This window comes from Dolosicoccus paucivorans (genome assembly GCF_900100125.1).
GTDB lineage: Bacteria > Bacillota > Bacilli > Lactobacillales > Aerococcaceae > Dolosicoccus > Dolosicoccus paucivorans.
Map to the genome: position 1 here is coordinate 1 of NZ_FNEL01000008.1, position 23,664 is coordinate 23,664.

Annotated in this window: 23 protein-coding genes and 1 pseudogene; 6 read left to right on the forward strand and 18 right to left on the reverse strand. The window is 39.0% G+C overall.

Annotation, left to right across the window (positions count from 1 at the left end):
• The 7 genes and pseudogenes from BLR79_RS02245 to BLR79_RS02270 all read right to left on the reverse strand — a co-directional run.
• Window positions 1–2,366: G5 domain-containing protein (locus BLR79_RS02245; protein ID WP_234970777.1), on the reverse strand; the 2,366-nt coding region annotated here is incomplete at its 3' end.
• Between the two features lie 51 nt (window positions 2,367–2,417).
• A pseudogene (locus tag BLR79_RS09375) lies at window positions 2,418–2,558 on the reverse strand (YSIRK-type signal peptide-containing protein); the annotation flags it as partial.
• A 157-nt stretch (window positions 2,559–2,715) separates the two neighbouring features.
• Complete coding sequence (locus BLR79_RS02250; RefSeq protein ID WP_327020414.1) at window positions 2,716–3,576, reverse strand: IS3 family transposase; 861 nt, start codon at window positions 3,574–3,576, stop codon at window positions 2,716–2,718.
• Entirely contained in the window at window positions 3,576–4,109 is a 534-nt protein-coding gene (locus BLR79_RS02255; RefSeq protein WP_092084453.1) for a helix-turn-helix domain-containing protein, read from the reverse strand. Before BLR79_RS02255 ends, BLR79_RS02250 begins: the two co-directional genes overlap by 1 nt.
• Window positions 4,110–4,172: 63 nt before the next feature.
• Window positions 4,173–5,870 carry a serine hydrolase gene (locus tag BLR79_RS02260; RefSeq protein WP_092084455.1) on the reverse strand — a complete coding sequence of 566 codons (1,698 nt, stop codon included), beginning with the start codon at window positions 5,868–5,870 and terminating at the stop codon, window positions 4,173–4,175.
• A gap of 3 nt (window positions 5,871–5,873) precedes the next feature.
• Window positions 5,874–6,635, reverse strand: coding sequence for a hypothetical protein (locus tag BLR79_RS02265; RefSeq protein WP_092084457.1), 762 nt, complete (start codon window positions 6,633–6,635; stop codon window positions 5,874–5,876).
• Between the two features lie 70 nt (window positions 6,636–6,705).
• A complete protein-coding gene (locus BLR79_RS02270) occupies window positions 6,706–7,440 on the reverse strand; it encodes an amino acid ABC transporter ATP-binding protein (protein ID WP_092084459.1) in 735 nt (244 codons plus the stop codon).
• A gap of 154 nt (window positions 7,441–7,594) precedes the next feature.
• Between BLR79_RS02270 and proC the strand changes: the two genes are divergently transcribed.
• Window positions 7,595–8,380 carry a pyrroline-5-carboxylate reductase gene (proC, locus tag BLR79_RS02275; protein WP_092084461.1) on the forward strand — a complete coding sequence of 262 codons (786 nt, stop codon included), beginning with the start codon at window positions 7,595–7,597 and terminating at the stop codon, window positions 8,378–8,380.
• Window positions 8,381–8,391: 11 nt separating this feature from the next.
• Here proC and BLR79_RS02280 read toward each other — a convergent pair whose 3' ends face one another.
• Window positions 8,392–8,868, reverse strand: a complete 477-nt coding sequence (locus BLR79_RS02280; RefSeq protein ID WP_092084463.1) for a phosphate-starvation-inducible PsiE family protein — start codon at window positions 8,866–8,868, stop codon at window positions 8,392–8,394.
• A 98-nt stretch (window positions 8,869–8,966) separates the two neighbouring features.
• On the opposite strand from BLR79_RS02280, the gene BLR79_RS09005 reads away from it, so the two are divergent.
• Window positions 8,967–9,131: a hypothetical protein gene (locus BLR79_RS09005; RefSeq protein ID WP_159427564.1), complete on the forward strand. Its 165-nt coding sequence runs from the start codon at window positions 8,967–8,969 to the stop codon at window positions 9,129–9,131.
• A 31-nt stretch (window positions 9,132–9,162) separates the two neighbouring features.
• Here the strand turns inward: BLR79_RS09005 and BLR79_RS02285 are convergent, their stop codons facing one another.
• Window positions 9,163–11,586, reverse strand: coding sequence for a DUF1002 domain-containing protein (locus BLR79_RS02285; protein WP_092084465.1), 2,424 nt, complete (start codon window positions 11,584–11,586; stop codon window positions 9,163–9,165).
• 290 nt (window positions 11,587–11,876) lie between these two features.
• Between BLR79_RS02285 and BLR79_RS02290 the strand changes: the two genes are divergently transcribed.
• Window positions 11,877–12,116, forward strand: coding sequence for a helix-turn-helix domain-containing protein (locus BLR79_RS02290; protein WP_092084467.1), 240 nt, complete (start codon window positions 11,877–11,879; stop codon window positions 12,114–12,116).
• Window positions 12,117–12,166: 50 nt separating this feature from the next.
• Here BLR79_RS02290 and BLR79_RS09165 read toward each other — a convergent pair whose 3' ends face one another.
• A complete protein-coding gene (locus BLR79_RS09165; protein WP_234970779.1) occupies window positions 12,167–12,586 on the reverse strand; it encodes a hypothetical protein in 420 nt (139 codons plus the stop codon).
• A gap of 2 nt (window positions 12,587–12,588) precedes the next feature.
• Complete coding sequence (locus tag BLR79_RS09170; protein ID WP_234970780.1) at window positions 12,589–13,311, reverse strand: CD0519/CD1768 family membrane protein; 723 nt, start codon at window positions 13,309–13,311, stop codon at window positions 12,589–12,591.
• Window positions 13,312–13,498: 187 nt separating this feature from the next.
• Between BLR79_RS09170 and BLR79_RS02300 the strand changes: the two genes are divergently transcribed.
• Entirely contained in the window at window positions 13,499–14,707 is a 1,209-nt protein-coding gene (locus tag BLR79_RS02300) for a cobalamin-independent methionine synthase II family protein (protein WP_092084469.1), read from the forward strand.
• Between the two features lie 47 nt (window positions 14,708–14,754).
• Here the strand turns inward: BLR79_RS02300 and BLR79_RS02305 are convergent, their stop codons facing one another.
• Window positions 14,755–15,369, reverse strand: coding sequence for a class I SAM-dependent methyltransferase (locus tag BLR79_RS02305; protein ID WP_092084471.1), 615 nt, complete (start codon window positions 15,367–15,369; stop codon window positions 14,755–14,757).
• A 74-nt stretch (window positions 15,370–15,443) separates the two neighbouring features.
• Window positions 15,444–16,049: a class I SAM-dependent methyltransferase gene (locus BLR79_RS02310; RefSeq protein ID WP_092084473.1), complete on the reverse strand. Its 606-nt coding sequence runs from the start codon at window positions 16,047–16,049 to the stop codon at window positions 15,444–15,446.
• A gap of 179 nt (window positions 16,050–16,228) precedes the next feature.
• Between BLR79_RS02310 and mgtE the strand changes: the two genes are divergently transcribed.
• Window positions 16,229–17,548, forward strand: coding sequence for a magnesium transporter (mgtE, locus tag BLR79_RS02315; protein ID WP_159427565.1), 1,320 nt, complete (start codon window positions 16,229–16,231; stop codon window positions 17,546–17,548).
• A 57-nt stretch (window positions 17,549–17,605) separates the two neighbouring features.
• On the forward strand, window positions 17,606–18,778 hold the full coding sequence (locus BLR79_RS02320; protein WP_092084477.1) for a cation:proton antiporter: 1,173 nt from the start codon (window positions 17,606–17,608) through the stop codon (window positions 18,776–18,778).
• Between the two features lie 45 nt (window positions 18,779–18,823).
• Here BLR79_RS02320 and BLR79_RS02325 read toward each other — a convergent pair whose 3' ends face one another.
• The 5 genes from BLR79_RS02325 to dhaK all read right to left on the reverse strand — a co-directional run bounded on the left by BLR79_RS02325 (window position 18,824) and on the right by dhaK (window position 23,607).
• Window positions 18,824–20,440 (reverse strand): potassium/proton antiporter, encoded by a 1,617-nt coding sequence (locus tag BLR79_RS02325; protein WP_159427566.1) that lies wholly within the window; start codon window positions 20,438–20,440, stop codon window positions 18,824–18,826.
• Between the two features lie 50 nt (window positions 20,441–20,490).
• Window positions 20,491–21,528, reverse strand: a complete 1,038-nt coding sequence (locus BLR79_RS02330; RefSeq protein WP_092084480.1) for a M42 family metallopeptidase — start codon at window positions 21,526–21,528, stop codon at window positions 20,491–20,493.
• A 125-nt stretch (window positions 21,529–21,653) separates the two neighbouring features.
• Window positions 21,654–22,028 (reverse strand): dihydroxyacetone kinase phosphoryl donor subunit DhaM, encoded by a 375-nt coding sequence (gene dhaM / locus BLR79_RS02335; RefSeq protein ID WP_092084482.1) that lies wholly within the window; start codon window positions 22,026–22,028, stop codon window positions 21,654–21,656.
• A complete protein-coding gene (gene dhaL / locus BLR79_RS02340; RefSeq protein WP_092084484.1) occupies window positions 22,029–22,613 on the reverse strand; it encodes a dihydroxyacetone kinase subunit DhaL in 585 nt (194 codons plus the stop codon).
• Window positions 22,614–22,629: 16 nt separating this feature from the next.
• Entirely contained in the window at window positions 22,630–23,607 is a 978-nt protein-coding gene (dhaK, locus tag BLR79_RS02345; RefSeq protein WP_092084486.1) for a dihydroxyacetone kinase subunit DhaK, read from the reverse strand.
• Window positions 23,608–23,664: the final 57 nt, after the last annotated feature.

A 23,664-nucleotide genomic window follows, 5' to 3' on the forward strand; every position in this document is an offset into this window, starting at 1 on the left:
TTGACTTCACCAGTCGCAATCGGATCTTTGGTTGTATCAGCTTCACCCGTTTCTGGATTAACTGGATAGAACTTGATTGTGGTTGTTCCATCTTTACCTTTTTCTACTACTGGAGCAAATGTCTGGCCGTCTTTTCCATCTTGGCCGTCTTGACCATCTGGAATAAAGTACATCAATATTTCTTCAGACCCTGGATTTTGAATCGTTATATGGTGACCCATTATTAGTCCATTTTTACCTCTTGTAACACTGATTTTTGGACTTTCGCCGTCTTTTCCGTCTTTCCCATTTGTTAAGTATTCAGTGCTGAGAACATTTCCTTCAGGATCGACTACTTCGATTTTAATAAAGTCAGTTATACCATCATTATCATGGTCAATCTTTGTTTGTCGGATGCTATTTCCGTCTTTTCCAGCTTCTCCACGATCTCCTTTTGGACCTGTTGCTGGTATACCAGTATTTTTCTCCCCAATCCACCAGATACCATCTTTAATATGAGGCATTTCTGCTGGTTCTGCAGGTTTTCCATTTTCCCCATCTGGGATGAAGAATCGAGAAAGCTCTATAGGAATTTCTGGATTCGTTGTATCGGATATCGTGACCCATGTTCCTTCACGACCATTAAATGATCCTTCCTCATATTTGGCATCTAATTTAGGTCGTATACTTTGCGTAGAATCATCTTTACCTAATCCAATTTCAATAATTTCATCTGTCGCCTTGGTGAACTGTGGTTCTCCATACTGTAAACGTCCAATTTCATTCTTTTTATCATCTAGTAACACCCGATAAGTGGTAATTTTCTCTCCATTTACGCCGTGTTGTAAAGTTTTAGTTTGGCCAGCAGGAAGTTCTGGATTCACTCGCACGATTGTTTGATAAGGAATTTCTTCCCTTGACGTTATATATCGAGAATTCCCTATATTAATTCCCGAATCATTTGATTCAGGTGCCTTTGTTCCCACCTCAATAATACGATCCACTTTTTCTTGAACAACTTCTTTTTGCTCTGGTGTCTCTGATATTTTAACGCCTTTATAATATGTTATTTTCTTAGTATAACGGTTAATACCTGTTATACCGTCACGTATCGTATTTTGAGTGCCTACAGGAAGGTCCGGATTGTAACGGGTCTCTGTATCAAATGGGACGGTCTCTTGTCGAATTTCAACAGTTTCTTCTGTTTCATGAATACCCGGATTAAAATCCCCTTGTTTTAAATAATCCTTTTCAAAGTAGTTTTGGTAAGATTCAAAGTACTTATTATCACCATATCCTTCACGTGCATTGAACATTCCAACACGGAATTTATAGTCTAATTTTCCATTCCAGTTTTTAACAGGAACTGAGAATTCAAAATTTAAAGTTCGATTGTTTTCAGCATCCACTCCACCTAAATCAAACCCACCACCGTATGAATAACCCGGTGTCCGACTTGTAGCGTTCACTCGAAGAGAAGGATAAGAAGTACCTCTTCTAGGGTTTTTTGGATCTAAATAAGCTGTCATTGGAATGGTTGTCCCAGGAGCATATCCTTCTCCTAATTCGATACCGAAAAGTGCTGTATGATTTGCAGTAGATCCAACTGTTGGTCCATTATATCTTGGATCTACAGTATACGTTAATTTAAAATCTACCGTATTTTTATCTTTATTAGGTGTAGCTACGATCGTGTAATTTGCTGGTAAATGAGACGCTCCAAAAATTTTACCGTTTCCTTCTTGGTGGATTGACTGATCTATATTGCTTAAGTCAACGGTCGTGCCATCTTGTAAAACAACTGACTGTTGTCCATTGGCTGCAAAAATATGTGGTCGTTGTTTCTCTTCAGCATATTGCACACCTGCTGCACTAATCGCTTCCATCAAGCTCTGACTGTCTGTAGCATTATTTAGCTGAATATACTGCATAATTCCAGCTGCATCTTCTTCAGAATATATTTCTTTTAGCTGAGAATAGATATACTCTTTAGGATCATCTGAAGTTAGTATTTTATCCGTTAGCTCTTCTAGAGATGCTTCACGTTCAGTTTCGGCTGAAGTTAGTTCAGATTCTTTAGATACTGTTGTAATTTGATCATCTAATGCATGTTCTGTTACTTCATTGGTTGTTTCTGGTAATTCATTCTGTTCATCATTAAAAGCATCGGCTTGAACGTATTCATTATAGAAAGCTGTATCAACTTCGCCTATTTCTTCAACAATTTCAATACTTTGTTCTTCATTCTCGACTACAGAATCATGATTCAATTCTTCTTGTGAAATTTCTGAATTATCATCTTCTATCAATAACGAATCTTCATTAATTTCATTTAATTCATTTTGATTGGTTTCCTGTATCATCTCAGTCGATACATAATCTGACACTGTATTTTCCACATAAGAGACCTGATCAATTGATAGTTCCTCTGATGCACTTGCTACATTTACACCAGCAAAAATTAAACCAGCTGAAATAGCAACAGATGCCACCCCAACATTTAATCTTTTTATGGCGTATGTATAGACTTTATTGGCTTGTTTGTCTCTAATCAATTTCTTATTATTTTTACCCACCATGTGTCTACCTCCAATTTATTATCCATATTTCACATGATACACCACCCCGCCGATAAAATCCAATTTGAGGTTAGGATTCAAAAAATATAAGAAAAGCCCTCATTTATGAGGTGCACCCCTAAAATCGGACATGACGTCCAATATAGTTGAATAAGATTTATGCGGCTTGTTGTCTGTACTTTACAGGTGACAAGCCGTTTAATTTTGTTTTAATTCGGTCATGGTTATACCATTCAATATATTCTTTAATCTTCAAAGCTAAATGATCAATACTTTCGAATGTTTCCCCATAAAACATCTCTTGCTTAAGTAAACCAAAGAAATTCTCCATTGGTGAATTATCTAAACAATTGCCTTTACGAGACATACTCTGTTGAATCCCGCGAGATTCTAACTGCTCAACCCATGAATGGTGTTGATAATGAAGTCCTTGATCCGTATGAATCATGAGCTGATGATGCTTAGGTAGTTGGGCCAACACTTGATCTAGCGCCTGATTGGTAAATTGAATCGTCGGTGAGACAGACAAACTACAAGCAATGATCTCGCTATTAAATAGATCCATAATCGGCGAGAGATACAACTTACGCTGATCATTAAGAATCGCAAACTCAGTGACATCAGAGACCCATACTTCATTGATTTGTGACGGATTAAACTGCCGTTCCAGATGATTAGCCGCTACTTTTCCTACTTCACCTTGATAGAAGGAGTACTTCTTGCGACTGCGACGAGTAAATTTAGTACACAACAAATAGTTTTCTTTCATCAGTCGTAAGACGCGTTTATGGTTAACCGTATAACCCAACTGCTTTACAGCAAGGCATACCCGTCGATAGCCGTAACTTCCGTTGGCTTTCTGGATAATCTCTTGCATGCGTTGGATGAGTTTAACTTCTTCCTTATTGACTTGATCTAGCTTTTGACGCCATTCATAGTAGGATGATTTAGGCAATTGGGCAATGGTGAACCAAATCGTTAAGGGAATCGTTGGGTGCTCTCTCCTTAGTTCGATAATTAAGGCCGTTTTCTCTTTGTGTGTTGGTTTTTTCGAACTAAGGCTTCCAGCTTTTTTTGGTAAGCAAGTTCAGCTTTCAAGTATAAGTTTTCTTGACGAAGCTGAAGAAGCTCTTCCTTTTCTGATGATGTCAAAGGTTGTTTAGATGGCTTGTGAGTCATGGTTGAATCCTCTGCTTTCTTAGAAGGTCTACCCATTGGCTTACATAGCCCGTCATAACCTTGAGTAAGATACACTTTGTTCCAGCCTGCAATCGTAGCTCCTTGTTTAATACCAAAGTGTTTCGCTGTTTGAGCGTAAGCCAATTGGTGTAATTGTCTATATTGTAAAGCAGACAGCTTGAATTCACCAGAGTAGACTGTTTTCGATAGGGATTTTTGAAGTCCTTCTTCTCCATGAAGTTGATATTGTTTGAGCCAACTTTTGATTGTCTCGCGTTTAATTCCATAAGTTTTGGCTAGATAAGTAGGTCCATAACCTTCTTGGTGCTTATGAATGATCTCTAATTTTAACTGATATGAATACTTAGACATAGTAAAGCCCCCTTAAATTCCGTGTCCGGATTTAAGGGGGCTTTACACTTTGAGGCGTTTCTTTTAATAACCTACATAATAATTGATATAAGTATCATAAACTCGTCTTGACAATTGACCTAATTGAGCCGGTATTCCGTCATACCAGTCAGGTTCAGCTGTAAAGACGGCTAAAGAGTAAGACCCATAAGGAGTCACAAAGGTTGCGACGTCATTTTGTTCAGTTTCACCTAATCCTGATTTATTCCAAGCTTGAACGGGAACGGTACTTCTTAAGAAGTTATGAGTATTCATAGTTAATTTAGCAATTAGCATCTCATCCCACGGTGCTCCGTTAATTTGATTATTATAAAGCATCGCAAAGAAACGAGCAGCGTCATGAGGCGAGCTAATAAATAGCTCGTTTTCATAAGAGTAGTACTTTTTATTAACATACGTATCGTAAAAACCAAGTTGATGCATATGAGGGGTAATCCGTTCTCCTCCACCTACTACATCAATAATCATGTTAGCTGCGATGTTATCACTATAAATAGCAACTAAATCAACTAGTTCATCTAAAGTAAACTCATAACCTGTCGCGTAGTCTTGAATAATTCCTGCCCCAGGAACCCGGTCTGCATCCGTTAAAACAAGAATATCTTCAGGAGCGAGTTCTTCGGTTTTGTATTGATGGTATAACTCAGCTAACGCATAAATCTTTTGCGTACTTGCTGGGAAAAAGGTTTGATTGTTAATATCTATTTGAGCCATTGTTTCATTATTAATAAACGAAGCCCCGACAATCGCTGGAATATTTTCTATCTCTTCAGCGACAACTTCATAAATCGCATTGAGAAGCTCTCGTTCACTAAAGTCAGTTTCTTCATAAGTTTCACCGGTCAAATCTTTTTTGACCCAGCCCACGGTTTGATAACCACTTTCGACTAGAAGCCAGTCACCATTAGGTGTTTCTACTTCTTCGAGTACTCCAAGGGGCGAATTTAAATAATGTTGGGATGTTGCTACTACACGAGATTCATAAGCTCCCGGAGGGGCGGTTAAAATAAATAAGTTTGGATCCGTCAAAATAATATTATAATCACACTCGGATCGTTTGAATAGGGTTTGATAATCGGTTGTTGTATCAAATAAAAGAGAGCGAGCAGGAGGACGCACGGTTTGTTGAACAATTAAACTTTTACGAGCTTCGGGCCACTCAATTGGGGATGCATGAAAGGTTATATCTTCTTGTTTTTTGCCATCTTCATAAAATTCCCACTGTTCCATATTGCGACTATACCATCCTGAATAAGGCGTGTCTTCTTGATATAAATAAGTGTCACCTTCTTCTTCATACCATTTATACCCATTAAAAGGCTCGCTATCCATTAAACGACGCTGTCTCGCGTAAGATTGTTCGCTATTAATAGATACCCGTGGACTGTAATAGCTCCATGGCATTAAATTGTCTAATTCAGCTTCATCATCGACTAAATCCATGGCACCTTCTTCATTGCGGAGTCGTTGAATATTTAAAGGATGTTCCGGCGACAACAAACTATCCACCACAACAAACGTCGAAGGATGAGTATTCATATGAACTAATCGGCTAGATGCATACTCAGTCGAGGCATTTTTTCTTTTGAAAAGTTGGTTAAAAGTTGACTTAGCGGAAGGAAAAGACTGATCTTTAAATTGGTAACTAAAGTTCCAAGCAAATAAGCCGCTAAAAGCAATGATCGCAACTAAAAAGCTGATCAATTGTTTAAAACGTTTCATAAGTTATAATCCCTCCATAACAATTTCGCTAATGGGGGTATCGACCCCTTCATCTTTAGTATGAAACACAAATTGAGGTACAAAATAGTCGTGTAATAATTGAGTTAAATAGATTTCTGCAATTTGGGTTTGAAAGACAGAAAAAGGAAGACTTTCTTTTAGTTCAATCGGGTCTTCATGGTTTTCTAAAGATTGCTTTTGAATGTAAGCTTCGTAATCTTCTAGTTCATAACCATACCCATTGGATTCGTATACTTTATGAGCAATTAATTTAAAGATAAATTCTTCTTTGGCTTGTTCTTCCAATGTTTCCTTCAAATTTCCTTGAATATTTAAGACATTACGGCAATACTCTTCAACACTCATATTGTAATCCTTTGCGTAAGTGGCTAAATAGTCTTGACGTTGTTGTTGATAATTGAGCCACTCTTCTTGATTAATGACCACTTCAGAAGATAGTTGCCAATAAGTTAAGACAAAGGGCAAAATCCGTTCATAAAATAAACGATCCGCTAAGCGGACGACATAATTATGTTTAGTTGTCTCTAACAGCTCATCTAAGGTTGATACCGACGGAATATTTAATGAGCGAATCATCTCATCAGTAATCGGTTGATTCAATGGATCATCTGAGAAAAATTCTTTAGCAATGACTGCTAAGGTCGGCTCTAAAACAGCGTGCCAGGACGGAATCGTGATTTTAAAGTAATGGTCAGGAATCGCAATTTCATCTACTGGCGTAAAATAATCAACAAGACTTTTCACTTCCTTGCTCCTTTCTATCCTTTCACAAAAAGAAGGCGCCTAGTTTCAGGCACCTTAGTTCGTTACTGCATTACTCATGCAACACTTTGTTTAAAAACTCTTTCGTACGGTTATGACTTGGCTGGGTAAAGATCTTCTCAGGTGTATCGTCTTCGACGATGTATCCTCCGTCCATAAAGATGACTCGCTCGCTTACTTCACTCGCAAAGCCCATCTCGTGGGTCACCACCACCATGGTCATTCCTTGATCAGCTAAATGTTTCATAACTTCTAATACTTCTCCAACCATTTCCGGGTCAAGTGCCGAAGTGGGTTCGTCAAATAACATAATTTGCGGCTTCATCGCTAATGCTCGGGCGATCGCGATTCGTTGCTTTTGACCACCGGATAAAGAGTTAGGAAAAGCTTTTGCTTTATCTTTTAAGCCGACTAAATCAAGTAAATGCAATGCTTCTTTTTCAGCTTCTTCTTTCGTCATGCGCTTAAGTTCCACCGGCGCTAAAGTAATATTATCAATGACGCTTAGATGCGGGAATAAGTTGAAGTGTTGGAAGACCATTCCAATATCTTGACGGACTTCATCGATATTTACGTCCTTTTGGGCAATATCTACTCCATTGACAATGACACTACCTGAATCGATTGTTTCAAGACGGTTTAAGCATCGTAGTAATGTCGACTTTCCTGAACCAGACGGGCCGATAATACATACCACTTCGCCTGGATTAACGGTCAAATCAATCGACTTTAATACTTCGTTAGAACCGAAGCTCTTTTTTAGATCTTTTACAATGATGCTTGACATCTTGAGTCCTCCTTAAAATACAACATTTTATCAATAATTGGTATCATTATACCAAACTCTTAACATATTAGATAGCACTATGAGAATTTTTCATGTATTTTAAGAAAAAGACGTGCTAAGATGAACTTAGTTATTAGACAAAGGAGAATTCATTATGACACTTCAATTAGGATTTATTGGCTTTGGCCAAATGGCTCAAGCGATGGCTAAAGGATTTAATCAAAAAGAACATCCTCCCTTTACCCTTCACGCTAGTTCCATTGACTTTGACGCTCTAACCGCTTACGCTACCCCTTTAAATGTCCAGCCCATTTCTTCTAATCAACAACTCGTCGACCAATGCGATTGGATTATCTTAGCTGTTAAACCCGACCAAGTCGAAGGGGTATTAAATGACATTGACGTGGCTTCTTTTGAAAATAAAGGCGTCATTAGTATCGCTTCAGGTATTACGTTAGATCAATTAAAACAGCGGTTACCCAAGAGTACGTCCATTTTAACGATGATTCCGAATACACCGGTATGTGTTGGGGAGGGGATTTTAATGTGCCAAGAAGATACTACCTTCACTCAAGAAGACCTCACTCAATTTAAAGATGTCTTCAGTCATTTAGGAACGATTCACTTTGCAAATGGAGACGCTTTTAAATCCTTAGCGACCTTATCTGGTTGTGGGCCTGCTTTTGTGGCGATGGTCATTGAAGCGATGGCAGATGGCATGGTTAAATATGGGGCACCACGAGATTTAGCTTATCAAATCGCTAGCCAAACCATTAAAGGAACCGCCCAAATGCAACTTGACACGAACACTCACCCAGGTGTTTTAAAAGATCAAGTAACTTCTCCAGGAGGTACGACGATTAAAGGAGTCGCTGCCTTAGAAGAAAAAGGAATGCGTCACGCATTTATTAGCGCTATGGATGGTATTTTAGATCATTAAAAAAAGAACTCTTATAAGAGTTCTTCTAATTCGTCATCGTCAGCACTTATTTTTTGATCACTATCGTCGGATAAAATAACTTCTTCTTCATAACGAAGGGCGTCCGCATTATCAAAAATGTATAATACACCGACTAATACTAAAATAGCTAACGTATAAAACAACACATTCAACCCGCTTCCACTGTGAGCGAGTAAAATATCTCGGCCGATGGCCGTAATGCCGATAATAATTAAATAACGGATCGGAATATGGTGCCCTTGAAGGATGTATTGTTTTAATAAGACAATAATTTCCAACAAAATAAACATCATTGAAATTTCTTTAACCATTGAATTGGCATTAGGGGTTACATCAAGGGGTAAAGTATTCACTGCTAAACTAAACACCATTTCAGCTAGAACAAATACAATGACGACAATTAATAATCCTAAAATAATATCTAATAATTTTTCACTTTTATCCACTAAACGCATCATTCGTTTCATAACGTCACCTCGGTACTAATTATTTTGTACCTACAAAATAGCGAATATAAGATCCTTTGTCAATTGATATTTTCACAAAGATTAAGGAGGTTTTCACAATGTCTAAAGAAAACAATCAATCCAAACAATCAACCCGCCGATCGCTAGCAGTTGGGTTAACGGGGTTATTTTATTTCGGGTCTCGTCTATACCTTTTATATCGCTTAGCGAAACAAGAAATTTTGAAATCTGAAAAAACAAAGCATAAGAAAAATCCGTCCTAAAAAGGACGGACTTTTTTTGTGTAATCCCTCATTATTGCTGAGCTAATTCACTAAACTTTTGTTGAAGTTCAGCATTTTGAGTCAACTTAACTGCTAGAGGGCTTAAAGATTGTTGTTGATCGGCAATAAAGACATAAGTTTCATTATCTTTAATTGCCATCAAGTATAAATGATCTTCACTGTCCTCTTCCATTTCAGAAGTAACATCAGAATAAACAGCAACTACATTGTAAACGCCTGGTTGTAATTCGCCCAAATCGCCTGCCCAAACAAAAGGAGCTTGTTCTACGTCCATAACTTGAGCTGCGTTTAAGGCTTCATGAGGTATTTCAATGCCATGGAAGTCGCCTACATGGTTTGGCGTATAAGAAGTATACTGTTGATCTAAACTTGGTCCCCATTGGTTAATAACAAACTCATCGAGTTGCGCTTGTTTTTCGCTTGTCCATGTTAAACCTTCTTCTTGATCTTCTACTTCCTCTTGAACCTCTTGGTCTTCTTGAGTAGGTTCTTCTGCTTCTTCCGCTGGTTCAGCGTCATGTTCTACCGGTTCAGTCGGTGTATCTTCTTGCTCCATTGAAGCAATAATCGCTTCGATGTCGTCAGAACCTTCTGCTGGTTGTTCTTCCTCTTTGGGCTCTTCTTTAGGCTCTTCTTGAGGTGTTTCTTCTTTTGCTTCTTCTTTATTTTCTGCCGGTTCTTGTTGTTCTTTTGCTTCTTCTTGAGCTTGTTGTTCTTCTTGCTCCATTGAGGCAATGATCGCTTCGATGTCGTCAGAACCTTCTTGAGGTTGTTCTTCTTTAGATTCTTCTTGTGGTTCCTCTTTTGGTTCTTCTTGAGGCTCGTCTTTAGATTCTTCTACCGACTCAGTTGATTCTTGTTGATCTTGTTCTTTTGCTTCTTCTTGTTCTTTGGGTTGGGATTCTGGATCAACCGCTGCGATTTCCGCATAAGGAATCCATTCGTTATCTACCGCAACACCATAAACTTGTTCAAAATTAAAGGTTGGATTGATCGGTTGATTATTATTATCTAAATCTAAAATCTCATGAGTCTTTGTATCGTAAGCATAACGACCTACCGTATTTGAACCGTCTGTTTCTTCAATGCGGTAAGCTAACCAATTTGGATCTTGTGGTTCTTCACCAAAATAACGATAAGCTTGTGGGGCTAACCCTGTCGCATTCGCAATGGCTTGAATAGCTGTTGCTTCCACGGGATCTTCTTGAATATGACTTGCTGCACGTTGGACTTCGCCCATTAAATAATCGCGCAATAAGGTAGCTTCAGCATCATCTAACGGCGCTGCCATATCGTAATAAGCTAACGTCCGAATTAAGTTAAGGGCTTGATGTTCGTGAGGAGGAATATTGGGTCTCAACGCTTCATAAATAAAAGTATGACTGTATAAGCGTTTAGTATCTCCTTCTCCTGATTCGATAATACCACGCATTGCTGTGTACATCGCTTTAATAGCTGGGTGGTAAAGTGTTTCGTCGTCTAAATTTAACTCGGTTGGTTTTTCTTTAGCTAATTCTTCGCGGGTTGGGTGGTTTGTTAAAGTAGGTAAAATTTCTATCCACGGACGACCCATATCTTCGATTAAACTTTTTTCTAATTGTTCTGCTGTTTCTTTATCTTTAGCTGCATCAGTTTGTTTGAATCCATCAATTAATTCACGAATCGCATTCATAAAGGCTTCGTCTTGTAAAAGCGCATTGATTTCTTCATCAGAATATCCTTGTTCTTTTAAGTAGTTTCGGACGAAGTTCTCAAAATCAGCACTTGGATCATTTCCTTCAGCTAATTGATTAATCACAAAGATCTTAATATCAGCAATCAGCATATTAATATTGATATTAGTGATTTCTTTATTCTCAATGATGTTGTTAATATTGTTAATAATTACAATCTCTTTGTCAGCGATTTTAACATCATTCGGTTTTAATTCTTTACCTGTTTGCGCAAGTAAAGCATACACTCCCGCTAAAGCTCCTTCACCGGTTACGGGTAACACCGTCGCCACACGCACTAACACATCTTTAGCTCCGGCCGTAATGGCTGCGTTTTGATAGGTTGCTTGGGACACTTGTTGAATATTTTGTGGCGTGACAATTTGAACTTGCACACCGTAACCTTTTACTTGAGGTTGGATCAGTGCACTGGAATAAACCGGTGTTGATGCGTCTGAACCATCACTTAAGTAGCGGTTAATTAAAGTGCCGTCGACTTGAATGATATTTTTATCCGGAACACCGACACCACCTAAAAGACGTTTCGTTTGATCTTTTTGAGTGGCATTCAAAGTCGCTCCTAGGGACATTAAATCTTTAGATTGATCTTGTGTTTTTTGTGCGGCGACTGCTTGAATACCGTCAACTGTTGTAAAAACAGCCGGTACTGGCATTAAAGTCAGTGCAGTGACAGCTGCTAAACTGATTGTTATTTTTCTCATAAGACAACTTCCTTTCTAAAATAAGGGGTCTATATTTCATTGCTTTTCTCATCTTTAGTGTATCAAATTTTAGAAATAAAACGAATTATATTGACAAACTTTAATAAATTAGTCACAATTTAATCACAAGTATTTTTATTTTTTCGTTACACTAGAGGCGTTCTTCCTTTGTGTAATTGAAAAACTATTTGTTCGCAATGAACTTTTTTTCAGTTTTGTATAAAAAATTTAATATTTTTTAACATTTATTGTAAAAAATGGCTTATAATCAATACGAAAGGAGTTTCGTGATGAGATTACAACGATTGAGAGCATTGAGACAAGAACATAGTTTAAAGCAAGTAGATGTAGCTGAAATACTTAAATGTAGGCAACCTACTTATTCAGATTACGAGCGGGGGAAGTTATCCTTGTCTCCTGAAGGTCTAGCCATTTTAGCCAAATATTATCACGTATCCGTCGATTATATTCTTGGCTTGACCGATGTAAAAAATCCTTATCCGCCGAGTCGTCATTTACTCAACCATTAACTTCATTAAAATTAAAAGAAGCATCCGCTTAGCCAGCCGATGCTTCTTTTTTATGCAAATAATAAATATAAAAAGTGAGCGCTACTACCAGCAACTAATCCGGCAATGGTATGACTGATTAAAGCAGGTCCCGTCGCTTCTTTAGTTCCTAACGCATCCATCATCGCAATGTGGGTTGGTAAATAACCTGACCAACACATACACATCGCGGTAAAGACCGCTATGTCATTTCCATTGGCTAATCCTTCGTGGGCTAAGTTACTTGCTACACCCACCGCTGCTCCAGCTGCGCCTAGAGCTGTAATCGGAACAGAAATACCCGCTGGATCTGGAAAGCCAAATAGAGGCGTTAAAATAAAGGATAACTTTTCTCCTACCCATGGAAGAAAAGGAACGCCTTGACCTAAGTCTCCGGTATAAAGCCCTTCTGGTCCAGTGCTGTTGGTTAGTAACACAACCGTAGTACACACAATTAGGACCCGGGAATAATGGCCACTCCCATATCAACCCCGTTCATGCCACCATCTAATAATGAAGACAGCACTCTAGATCCAACAGATCCTTCTCGGATGACTCGGCTATTTTCAGGTACGTGTTCAAAGGTACTTACACCTACGCGCTCCGTTGTGCCGTAAAGTTTTTTAGTAAAGGTTAACATTAATCGAACGGAGACAATACTTCCAATTACCGCTCCAATATTCCCAATTAAAATACTTTTACCAATGTCTTCAATCGGTAAAGCGAATAAAGTTGCTGAAACAATCAGTCCCATCCCAAAAGCTGTTCCGATATTTGTTAAGGCGGGCAACTGATATTTTTTGAAATATTGTTTAAAGTTGTCTTCACTGGCCAACGTTAAAATCGCCGGATTATCAGACATGTAACAATTCATAATACCTAAAGACGACGCGCCGGGCATATCGTAAATTGGTTTCATAATTTTAGATAATAATAAATCAATCAGTGCAATAAAACCAAACTCCGAAAAAAGTGAAGATAATGCGCCGGTAACAACGGAAATCGCCATAATATAAAGACACGTGTTAATTAATAAATCAAATGCCATCGCCATAATCGTTGACAACATATTTTGTAAGCCCATTTTTGAAGCGATCACACCAAACAGACTAAAAAAGATGACGGTGAAAATGATATTTTCTTTGCCGACGGCTTTTTTATAGTGAACAGTTTCCAATCGAACCTTCCTTTCTGCTAATGAATAATATTTATTAATGATAAATGAGATCCATTTCACAATCAAGCAGATTATTTAATCTCGTTATTTTTATATTTTACACAACTCAAAACCATTAGCAAATGTTTATCATTTTATTTTAATTTTGTTATAATGTTTATAATAATTAACTGAAGGAGTGTTACGAATGACTCAAAAGATTTTGACAACCCATGTGGGCTCATTGCCTCGAACCCCTGAATTATTAAAAGCGAATAAACAACGCTTTGCTAATAAAATTGATGACGACACGTTTAACCAAATTATCGAACAATCCATTGATCAAGTGGTTAAAAAACAAGCCGACATTGGGATCGATCAAGTAAATGACGGCGAATATGGTCACATCACCTCTGGAGCCATCGATTACGGTGCCTGGTGGAACTATTCCTTTTACCGTTTAAACGGATTGGAAATGACCGATGAAGACCGTTGGGCCAAACAAGATAAAATCCGCTCCACCCCGGGGAATATTCAACTGACAAGTTTTAGTGACCGTCGGGACCGCCAAAAGTTTCGACAGGCCTATGAAGATCCAGATAGTGGCGTTTTAGGTAAAAGAACGGCGGTAGCCAACCCTGTCTTTGCCGGTCCGGTGAGTTACAGTGGACAAGATCAAGTTCAACGTGACGTTAGTTCATTGACGAAAGCTATGAAAAAATACGGAAAAGATCAAGGATTTATGGCTGCTATCTCTCCAGGGGCTGCGGCTCGCTTGGAGGATCGCTATTATTACGATGAAGTTGCTTTACTAAACGACTTAGCTGACGCCATGCATGAAGAATATAAAGCCATCACTGATGCCGGACTCATTGTGCAAATTGATGCGCCGGATTTAGCTGAAGCTTGGGATCAAATTAACCCAGAGCCGTCTGTGGAAGATTTCCAAAACTGGCTACAACTACGAGTAGATGCGGCTAACCGTGCTTTAAAAGGTATTGATCCAAAGCTAGTTCGTTTACACATTTGTTGGGGTTCTTGGCATGGTCCTCATACAACGGATATTCCTTTTGAACACATTGTTGATCAATGTTTACAGATTAATGCGGGAAGCTTTTCGTTTGAAGCTTCTAGTCCTCGCCATGCTCATGAATGGAAAGTATGGCAAAAAGAAGGTCGCTTAGGTCCAAACCGTCAAATCGTTCCTGGATTTGTCTCTCATTCAACGAACGCCGTTGAACACCCTGAACTGATCGCTGATCGGATTGTTCGTTTTGCGGAATTGGTCGGTCCAGAAAATGTCATCGCATCAACCGACTGCGGTTTAGGTGGACGCATTCATGAACAAATTGCTTGGGCTAAATTAGAAACCCTTGTCGAAGGAGCCGCCTTAGCTTCTAAACGTTTATTTGGTTAATCCAATAAAAACAGCTTCTAACTCCGCTAAAAGTTAGAAGCTGTTTTTTACGGGTACCATTCATAAATTTCAAAACGCTGAGAGCGGTCCAAATGCCATGGTAAACGAATCGTTTGAACTAATTTGAATTCTGTTGTATTACGCAAATACTCCCGTTGGTTACGAACAGGATAATATAAAATCATCGTCACTAATCTAGGATCTTTTTCGACAGATTGTTTAATATTATCCACCACTTGCCTAAAAATCTTCATCGAAAATGGGTTAAACATATAAAACACCGTTTGGTGCGGTTCAAAGACGTATTGTTGAGCCGCTTCATTAAGTAACGTAATCGACTGCTGGGGTGAGTGCTCTTTTAAATAGCGGTCTTTATTTTCTTCTAAAAGTTCAAACTCGCCTCCATGAAGTTCAATTCCCGTCACCGGTAACTTCATAAAATGATGAATATAATAAAGAACCCGCCCTTTACCGCACCCGATATCGACAAAATGATCGGTTTCTTGAGGCATATAAGAAATAAATAATTCGTCTAAATCTTTATAAGGGGTCGGCTCGCTCCGGTGATAGTCTTGGTGGGTATCTTTATCCCCGGACCAATGAGTCCACTGAGTTGTCTTAATTTTTAACAACTCATCCATTTCTAAATCATAATTTTCCAAATTAGACTGACTCCTTTCAATGATACTATTTCACCATAGCACAATTAAAAAAAGAAGATAGCCTTATTTACCTCTTAGTCATTAGAAGGTGTATAGCGATAGACGACAAAATGGTCTACATATTCTTCAAACCAAGGCAAACTAATATAATGAATTAAGTCAAAATTCTTTTGATCTTTCATATACCCTTTAAAATCCCACATAGGGTAATACAAAATAAGATCTACACAGCGAGGATCTTTTCTTAAAGAGAATTCGATTTGTTGCATCACTTGGTCAAAAATCATTAAACTAAACGGATTAAAAAAGTAAAATACATTATGTTCTGGTAAAACCGTAAAGTCTTGGGCCGGGACGTTTTCTAACGTAATGGAAGCTCGGTTAGGAAAACTTTGTTGATAAGCTTGTTTATTTGCTTTCAATAATTGGAACACTTCTTCATTAAGTTCAATGGCTGTTGTCGGGACGTTGAAGCGTTGGTTAACGTAGAAAATCATCCGCCCTTTCCCAGCACCTACATCAACAAAATGAGCCTTTGGAGGCAGTTGGTATTCCGCAAATAAAGCATCAATTTCTCGGTATCCAGTGGCTTCGGTGCGTTCATAGTGAATATACATTGGATCGGTCATTGACCATTCATGGGTCCCACCTGTTTGGACGTTTAATGTTTTATCATTCATGTTGATCTTCCTTTCGATCGCTTTTGGGTAGCTTAATTTTAAGTTTCAACCTGCTTGACGCCTAGGGATATTCTTGTTAGAGTTAAACCGTTATGTTATAGTAGAACAGTTTATTTTAGAGCTGTTTGTTATTTTAATTTTATAAATAAGCTGTTACTTTAATAGTAGGAGGTATGCCCATGACATTACAAGAATATAATACTCAAGAATTACGTCAAGAGCTAGAAGAAATGAACCGTGTCGAAATTGCGGAGTATTTAACCAATGCGTCTAAAGAAGAACGTCTCATCGCCATTGCCTTAATCGACAAAGCGGATCTAGCCGATGCCTTTGCTTATATGGATCCTGATTTGCGCGCCGATCTATTAGAGTCAGTCAGTGGACCTGAAGCCTTAGAGATCTTCAACGAGATGGACTCGGACGAGGCGGTAGATACACTACAAGAACTGCCATCTAACATGGTTATTCGCTTATTAGCTGACTTACCCCCAAGACGTCGCGAATTGATGAACAAAATTTTACGCTACCCTGAAAACAGTGTCGGTAGCTTAATGAACGTGGATTACGTTAATATGCGTGCTGATACTTCCACTGAAGAGGCTTTACGTCTTGTTCGTCAGTCCCGTGCAGGTGCAGAGCACTTACAAGATATTTTCATTACCAGTCAAGAACGCGAATTAATCGGTGTGGTTCACTTAGCCGATTTAATCCGTCACGATGAAGATACCATTACCAGTTTAATTAACTGGTCGCCTGTTACGATCGGAACAAGAGATAAGCCAATGGAAGCAGCGGAACTCTTTACAGAATACCGCTTACTTGCTTTACCGGTTCACGACTCTGAAAATAAACTCGTCGGGGTGGTCACTGCCGATGACATTTATCCATTAATTCAAGAAGAAGTTCACGATGAGTACGCTCGTTCTCAAGGTATTCGTGAAGACGAAGAAGATATTGACTATTTAGATACGAGTGCTTTCTCCCTCGTCCGTCAACGTATTGGTTGGTTACTGATCTTAATGATCGGTGCAACCTTTACCGGATGGGTTATCCAATCTTATGAAGATGTACTCGAAGCGTCCGTTGTTTTAGCAGCTTATATCCCAATGTTAATGGACTCAGGAGGAAACGCTGGTTCCCAGTCTTCTACTTCCTTAATTCGTGCATTAGCACTCGGAGAAGTAACGGTTAGCGATTACTTAGTTGTTATGTTTAAAGAGTTACGTGTCGGAGTTATCGTCGGAGTTGTGATGGCGTTAGTTAACTTAGCTCGTATTATGTTAATGGACGGTGTTTCTTTACAAGTAGGTCTAACTGTCTCCGTTACGTTAGTCTTAACAATTATGATGGCTAAATTTGTTGGGGGTGGACTTCCTTTATTAGCTGAGAAGTTCAACTTAGACCCGGCAGTCATGGCTGGTCCATTAATTACCACAGTCGTTGATACTTTTGCTTTACTTATTTACTTTAAAGCAGCTCAACTTCTATTAGGATTGTAAAATGTGACGTCTCTTCACTTTGAAGGGACGTTTTTTGTTTATATAAGGAGTATTTAGATGGTTTTAAGTTTTGCTTTAATCCTTTTAATAGGATTTATTTTTGGAAAAATCGCTCAAACAATAAAATTACCCGGGCTGATCGGCATGATGGTCGCCGGCATTTTAATGGGTCCAAGTCTTCTTCATTGGATTGATGATACGACTCTTTTAATTTCACCGATGTTAAGACAGTTAGCGTTAATTATTATTTTAATGCGCGCTGGACTCACATTAAATATCAATCAACTGAAAAAAGTGGGTCGGCCCGCTTTACTAATGAGTTTTGTGCCGGCCACAATGGAAATCATTGGCGTCACCTTGTTTAGTACGTGGCTGCTAGGTCTTTCTTTAGTAGATGGAATATTATTAGGGACGATTTTAGCAGCGGTCTCTCCCGCCGTGGTGGTTCCTTCCATGATTAAAATAATCGACCAAAAATACGGAACAAAAGAAGGGATTCCGCAAATGATTTTAGCAGCTGCTAGTATTGATGATATTATCGTCATTGTCTTATTTACTAGTGTTTTATCCATTGCGACAGGAAGTTCCTTTAACGCTGCGAACTTACTCCAAATTCCTCTTCAAATCGGTGGCGGAATTGGTGTGGGGTTACTACTGGGTTGGGGATTGAAGCAACTGTTTCAACGTTTAACCTTTAAACCTATGGAACAATTTATTATTCTATTTGCTAGTTGTTTGTTAGCCGTAGGGTTAGAAAATCAATTTAACTTGCCCATTTCTAGTTTACTAATCGTCATGACCAGTTGTATGACCCTAAACCATTTCCAACCTCAATTGACTGAATCTTTAAGCCAAAGAACGGAATCTATTTGGCAAGTGGCACAAATCTTTTTATTTGTTCTTATTGGGGCTGCCGTTGAAATTAGTCAAATGAAACACGCTGGTTTTATTGCTTTAGTGGTCATTTTAGGAGCCTTAGTCTTTAGAATGTTTGGCGTCTGGCTCAGCCTTTTAAAAACGCCCTTTACTTCGAAAGAACGATTATTCACCATGCTTGCTTACACACCTAAAGCAACGGTACAAGCAGCGATTGGGGCCATTCCTTTAGCCAGTGGCGTCCCTAGTGGTGGATTACTACTAGCGGTAGCCGTTATTTCGATTTTATTTACAGCTCCAATGGGGATTATTTTAATTGAAAAAACTTACCGAAAACTATTAACTCCGTCTTAAAGACGAAAAAACGCTTCAACCTTTTCTTGGTTGAAGCGTCTTTTTTTATGACCTGATAGGAATGTAAACAATGAGTCGGTCCCGTTCTTTAATTTGGGTACGACCATTGGGAATGATGTAATGTTCGTCTCGAACTAAAGCTAAAATCATTCGGTCTTTCATACTGACCACTTGACCAATTTCTTGGTCGATCCATGGGTGGTGACGGTGAATATAAATGGTTTGTAAATGAATTTCTTGGTCTGTAATTAAAGGAGGAGCGGCTAAATAAACTTTATCTCCTGGTTGAATTAACACATCTCCTCGGGCTACTTCTGTTTTGTCGTTATGGGTAATGAGTAAAATTAACAAATCACTTAATAACTGGGTATCTTTAACGTAAGTATTGGCCCACTCATGTGAGGGTGTAATGTCAATTTCAATAATTTGAACGTCCAAACTTTCCCTAAAGTCCGCAAAAGTTGTGATTAAGTTTTCCTTTTCGTCAATTCCACCAGCTCTTGTCGCAACCACTGGCAACATACTTCCTTGAACGAGTAAAGACAAGAAAGTGATAATAAAGACGATATGGAAGAAGTCTTGGGATAAGAAACCAATTTGACTCATAGAAATCATTGTTAAAATTAAAGCAGACGCTCCGCGAAGTCCCGCCCACGCAACAACTATTTTAGCTGCTCGGGTTAAGACGGGGTTGTTGTGAAGTAAAATCCACATCGCAGCAGGGCGAATAACTAATGTTAAAACAACAAAAATTCCAATCGCTGGTAAAAGGTTTTGAACGAGGGGTTGCCAACTGACAACTAACCCAATGAGTGTAAATAATACTAACTGCATTAAATCAGTTAACCCTTCAAAGAAGTGAATCACTTCATACTTATTATGGAAGTTCTCACTACCAATAATAAGGCCCATAATAAAGACACCTAAATATCCATTACCGCCAAACATTTCTGTTGCACTGTAGCTAACCACTACTAAGGCAAATAAAATTAAAATTTCAGCGTTATCAAACCCGGTAAATTCCGTATTGAGTAAAAAGTCAAAGATTTTAGAAGCAATAAACCCAATGAGTAAAGCAATCCCTACTTGAACGATTAACATCCCGGCAATCCCAGCGCCTGAAACCGTTCCTTGATACCATTGAATAATAATGGCTAAGACCATATAACCAAAGGGGTCGTTACTTCCACTTTCCATCTCTAAAGTGGGCGCGGCCCCTTTAGATAGACTTAAGTTATGAAACTTTAAAATATAAAACACACTGGTCGCATCTGTTGGACTTAATACCGCAGCCGTTAATAGAGCAATAATTACCGGAAGCTTTAATACATAAATATTAAATAATGCTAACGCTCCAAAGGTTAAAAAGACTCCCATGGACGCTAAGAGTGTCGCCGTTTTGACCATAGTTCGGCCCATGAGCCAGTTAATAGAAAAGCCCCCATAAAACATAATGAAAATGAAAAACACACTAGCAATGGGTTCAATTAAGTCAACGGTTTGCTCGGTTAGACTAATATTAAAGATAATCCCTAAAATACCACCAATAAGTAAAAATAAAATTAAAATAGGTAGCCCTCGCTGACTCCACCACCGATTCAGCAATAGACCTACTAATAAGACGGCGCTAGCTAATAAAAGCAGCCCGTTTAAAGAAGCCATCTCCATCCCTCCTTAATATATAACTTAAATTGTACCACACCTTTAACAAATTACTTATCCCACTCAATATAGCCTTTTAGTAATTGGTAAGTGTTTTCTAACGCATCAAGATGAGTGCGCTCCATGCCATGACTATTCGCCACTCCGGGTCCTACTAACCCGGCACGAATATTAGCGCCACCTCTTAAAGCTGCACTGGCGTCACTACCGTACATTGGATAAATATCCACCGCGTAATTTAAGTCATTTTTCTTGGCATAACAAATTAAATCACTGGTCAATTGATAATCATAGGGACCACTAGAGTCTTTTGCACAAATGGATACATCAAATTCAGTTGTCTCTAAATCCAGTCCAATCGCTCCCATATCAACGGCTAATAACTCGCTCACTGTTTCCGGCAACCAGGAACAGCCATGGCCTACTTCTTCATAAACAGTAAATACAAAAGCTAAGTTCGTAGAAGGTTTGACGACACCTTTAGCAATATCATGAAGTAAATGCACTAAAATAGCAACCGATGCTTTATCATCTAAAAAGCGTGATTTAATAAAGCCACTAGATGTAATTTGCGTTTTCGGATCATAAGCGACAATGTCGCCGTTTTGAATCCCTAATTCTTTCACTTCTTCTTTGGAAGATACTTTCTCGTCAATAACGACGTGAAGTTCATCTACAGACCGTGAGCGAGTAGAAGCGTCTTTATGAACATGAACGGAAGTGGACTTGGATAAAATCGTCCCCGTATAAACGGCACCGGAGCGAGTAATAATTTGACAATACTCCCCGTCTAACGTGGGGGTTAGGGGTCCACCTAACGTGGTCACGTTAAGGGTTCCGTCGCTATTAATCGAACGCACCATTAAGCCAAGTGTATCTACGTGAGCACTCAATGCTCGGGTTATCTCTTCATCCTCTCCTTTAACTTTAACAACTAAATTGCCTTTAGGGGTTAAATAGGTCCGAAAATGATATTGTTTTAAGTAATTTTCTAAAAACGCAATCGCTTCATCGGCATACCCTGTTGGGCTAGGAATTTCTAAAAGAGCGGTTAAATAATCAAGAACTAATTCTTTATTAAACGTCATCAGTTTCTCCTTTACATATGAGTCTTTGCAACAAGTTATCAACTTAATTATAAGCTTTCCAGTCGCTTGTGCCAATGAAGAACAATTAAAAAATCCCTCTAGCCACTTGGACTAAAGGGATCACATTATTTTTCAATGGTTAAAGGTTCTAACGCCCGGTCGATTTCTTCTTTATTAACATCGACTTGAAGTAATGCCGCTGCGTTATAAGCACCTTCGACTAAAGCCGTATGATAGACATGAACGGTTTTGTCAGACATTTCTTGGGCCATTTCAATATTCATTAAGGCACTACCTAAATCAAAAAAGGCAAGAATTTCATCACTTGGGTGGGTTTCAATGGCGTTTAATACTTTATCAAAGGACGTTCCCACTTCACCTTCATTGGTCCCGGCGGCTAAAACAATCTCCACATCGGGAGCCACTTCTTTAATTAAAGTCTCTACCCCTTCAGCAATGCTCGGCACGTGAGAGACTAATAGTAATCCGTATTGACTCATTTAAATCACCCCAGCTTCAAGCAAGCTTTCAAAAAAGTAACCGCTAGATTGACTTCCCGGGTCAATATGCCCTACAGAGCGTTCTCCTAAATAAGACGCGCGCCCTTTATTGGCTTTTAAATCTTTTGTACTTTCTACCCATTGAGTGATTTTGTTAGCATCAATGGTTTCATCTTTTTCTAAAGCGTCAACGACTTGTTGCCAAACATCCACCATGGTTTTGTCGCCTACTTGAGCTTGGCCTCGTTTTTGAATACCTTCAAGCCCTGCTTGAACGATCGGTAAAACATCTGTCGTTTCTTTAGCTTTTTTAGCCATCGAAAGCATGGCTGAACCATATAACGGACCACTGGCTCCACCGACATTACTCATCAGTTCCATAGCCGCTTTTTGTAACACTTCAAAGACTTCATTAAAGTCTTGACCTTCTAAAGCGCTACTTAATGCCTTAACCCCGCGATTCATATTAAATCCGTGGTCTCCGTCCCCAATGGGCGTGTCTAATTCACTTAAATAGACATGATTATCTTCTACTTTTTGACTAAATAATTGTAAGGCTTTTAACGTATTCTCTACTGTAAACATCGAATCTTCCTTCCTGTTACCAACCAATAACGTCTACGTCTTCTTTTAAGTAAGCGGTGATTTCTGGTGTTAATTGAATCAGTGTTAAAGAGAGCCCTTGCATATCAATGGCCGTCATATATTCTCCCACTTTAGAAAAAGAAAGAGTTAATTCTTCATCTGTTAATAGGTGGTGAACATCGTTATAAAAAACAAGTTGCTCCATTAGAGGAGTTGAGCCCATGCCGTTCACTAAGACACCGTATTCGTCTCCTTTATTCCACTCAAAAGCGGGCTTCATCTTACCAATAATTTCTTTAGCAATATCTAAAGAAGACTGCATCGCTTCGCGGCTATAACCTTGCTCCCCGTGAATTCCTACGCCAAACTCTAACTCATCTTCTTCTAAAGTAAAGCCCGGGTGGCCCACTTCAGGAACTGTTGCGCCAGATAAAGCCACGCCAATGGTTTTGGTGCGTTGAACGACTTCTTCTCCTAAAGTGACTAATTCTTCTAAAGTTGCTCCACTTCTAGCCGCAGCACCTAACACTTTATGAACTAAAATCGTTCCTGCGACCCCGCGGCGCCCTTGGCCAGCTTCTTCAATGGAAATATCATCGTCAACAATCACTTTACCGACTTGAATGCCGTCCATTTCCGCCATTTCCATCGCAAATTCAAAGTTCATCACGTCACCGGAATAGTTTTTAATAATTAATAAAACTCCTTCGCCGGTGTCCGCTGCTTTAATGGCTTCATAGACTTGGTTGGCGGTAGGAGAAGTAAACACTTGCCCACAAACAGCAGCCGTTAACATGCCGTCACCAACAAATCCAGCGTGAGCCGGTTCGTGACCACTTCCTCCCCCACTAATGAGTCCGACTTGTTTAGGTAAATCTTTACGAATAATGACATCTAAATCCGGAAGACGTTCAATTTTATCACTATAAGCTAGGGACAACCCTTGTAACATCTCGTCGAGTAATTGATCCGGTTGGTTAATAATTTTCTTCATTCTTTAACACTCCTTTATGTAAACATGACAGCGTTTTCAAGTTTATTTTACGGATTT

Excerpts from the sequence above, each read along its gene's own strand:
- mgtE (WP_159427565.1), top strand. The coding sequence starts at position 16,229 with ATGACATTACAAGAATATAATACTCAAGAATTACGTCAAGAGCTAGAA.
- BLR79_RS02320 (WP_092084477.1), top strand. The coding sequence starts at position 17,606 with ATGGTTTTAAGTTTTGCTTTAATCCTTTTAATAGGATTTATTTTTGGA.
- BLR79_RS02325 (WP_159427566.1), bottom strand. The coding sequence starts at position 20,440 with ATGGCTTCTTTAAACGGGCTGCTTTTATTAGCTAGCGCCGTCTTATTA.
- BLR79_RS02255 (WP_092084453.1), bottom strand. The coding sequence starts at position 4,109 with ATGTCTAAGTATTCATATCAGTTAAAATTAGAGATCATTCATAAGCAC.
- BLR79_RS02285 (WP_092084465.1), bottom strand. The coding sequence starts at position 11,586 with ATGAGAAAAATAACAATCAGTTTAGCAGCTGTCACTGCACTGACTTTA.
- BLR79_RS02260 (WP_092084455.1), bottom strand. The coding sequence starts at position 5,870 with ATGAAACGTTTTAAACAATTGATCAGCTTTTTAGTTGCGATCATTGCT.
- BLR79_RS02310 (WP_092084473.1), bottom strand. The coding sequence starts at position 16,049 with ATGAATGATAAAACATTAAACGTCCAAACAGGTGGGACCCATGAATGG.
- BLR79_RS02300 (WP_092084469.1), top strand. The coding sequence starts at position 13,499 with ATGACTCAAAAGATTTTGACAACCCATGTGGGCTCATTGCCTCGAACC.
- BLR79_RS02330 (WP_092084480.1), bottom strand. The coding sequence starts at position 21,528 with ATGACGTTTAATAAAGAATTAGTTCTTGATTATTTAACCGCTCTTTTA.
- dhaK (WP_092084486.1), bottom strand. The coding sequence starts at position 23,607 with ATGAAGAAAATTATTAACCAACCGGATCAATTACTCGACGAGATGTTA.
- BLR79_RS02270 (WP_092084459.1), bottom strand. The coding sequence starts at position 7,440 with ATGTCAAGCATCATTGTAAAAGATCTAAAAAAGAGCTTCGGTTCTAAC.
- BLR79_RS02280 (WP_092084463.1), bottom strand. The coding sequence starts at position 8,868 with ATGAAACGAATGATGCGTTTAGTGGATAAAAGTGAAAAATTATTAGAT.
- dhaL (WP_092084484.1), bottom strand. The coding sequence starts at position 22,613 with ATGTTTACAGTAGAGAATACGTTAAAAGCCTTACAATTATTTAGTCAA.
- proC (WP_092084461.1), top strand. The coding sequence starts at position 7,595 with ATGACACTTCAATTAGGATTTATTGGCTTTGGCCAAATGGCTCAAGCG.
- dhaM (WP_092084482.1), bottom strand. The coding sequence starts at position 22,028 with ATGAGTCAATACGGATTACTATTAGTCTCTCACGTGCCGAGCATTGCT.
- BLR79_RS02290 (WP_092084467.1), top strand. The coding sequence starts at position 11,877 with ATGAGATTACAACGATTGAGAGCATTGAGACAAGAACATAGTTTAAAG.
- BLR79_RS09005 (WP_159427564.1), top strand. The coding sequence starts at position 8,967 with ATGTCTAAAGAAAACAATCAATCCAAACAATCAACCCGCCGATCGCTA.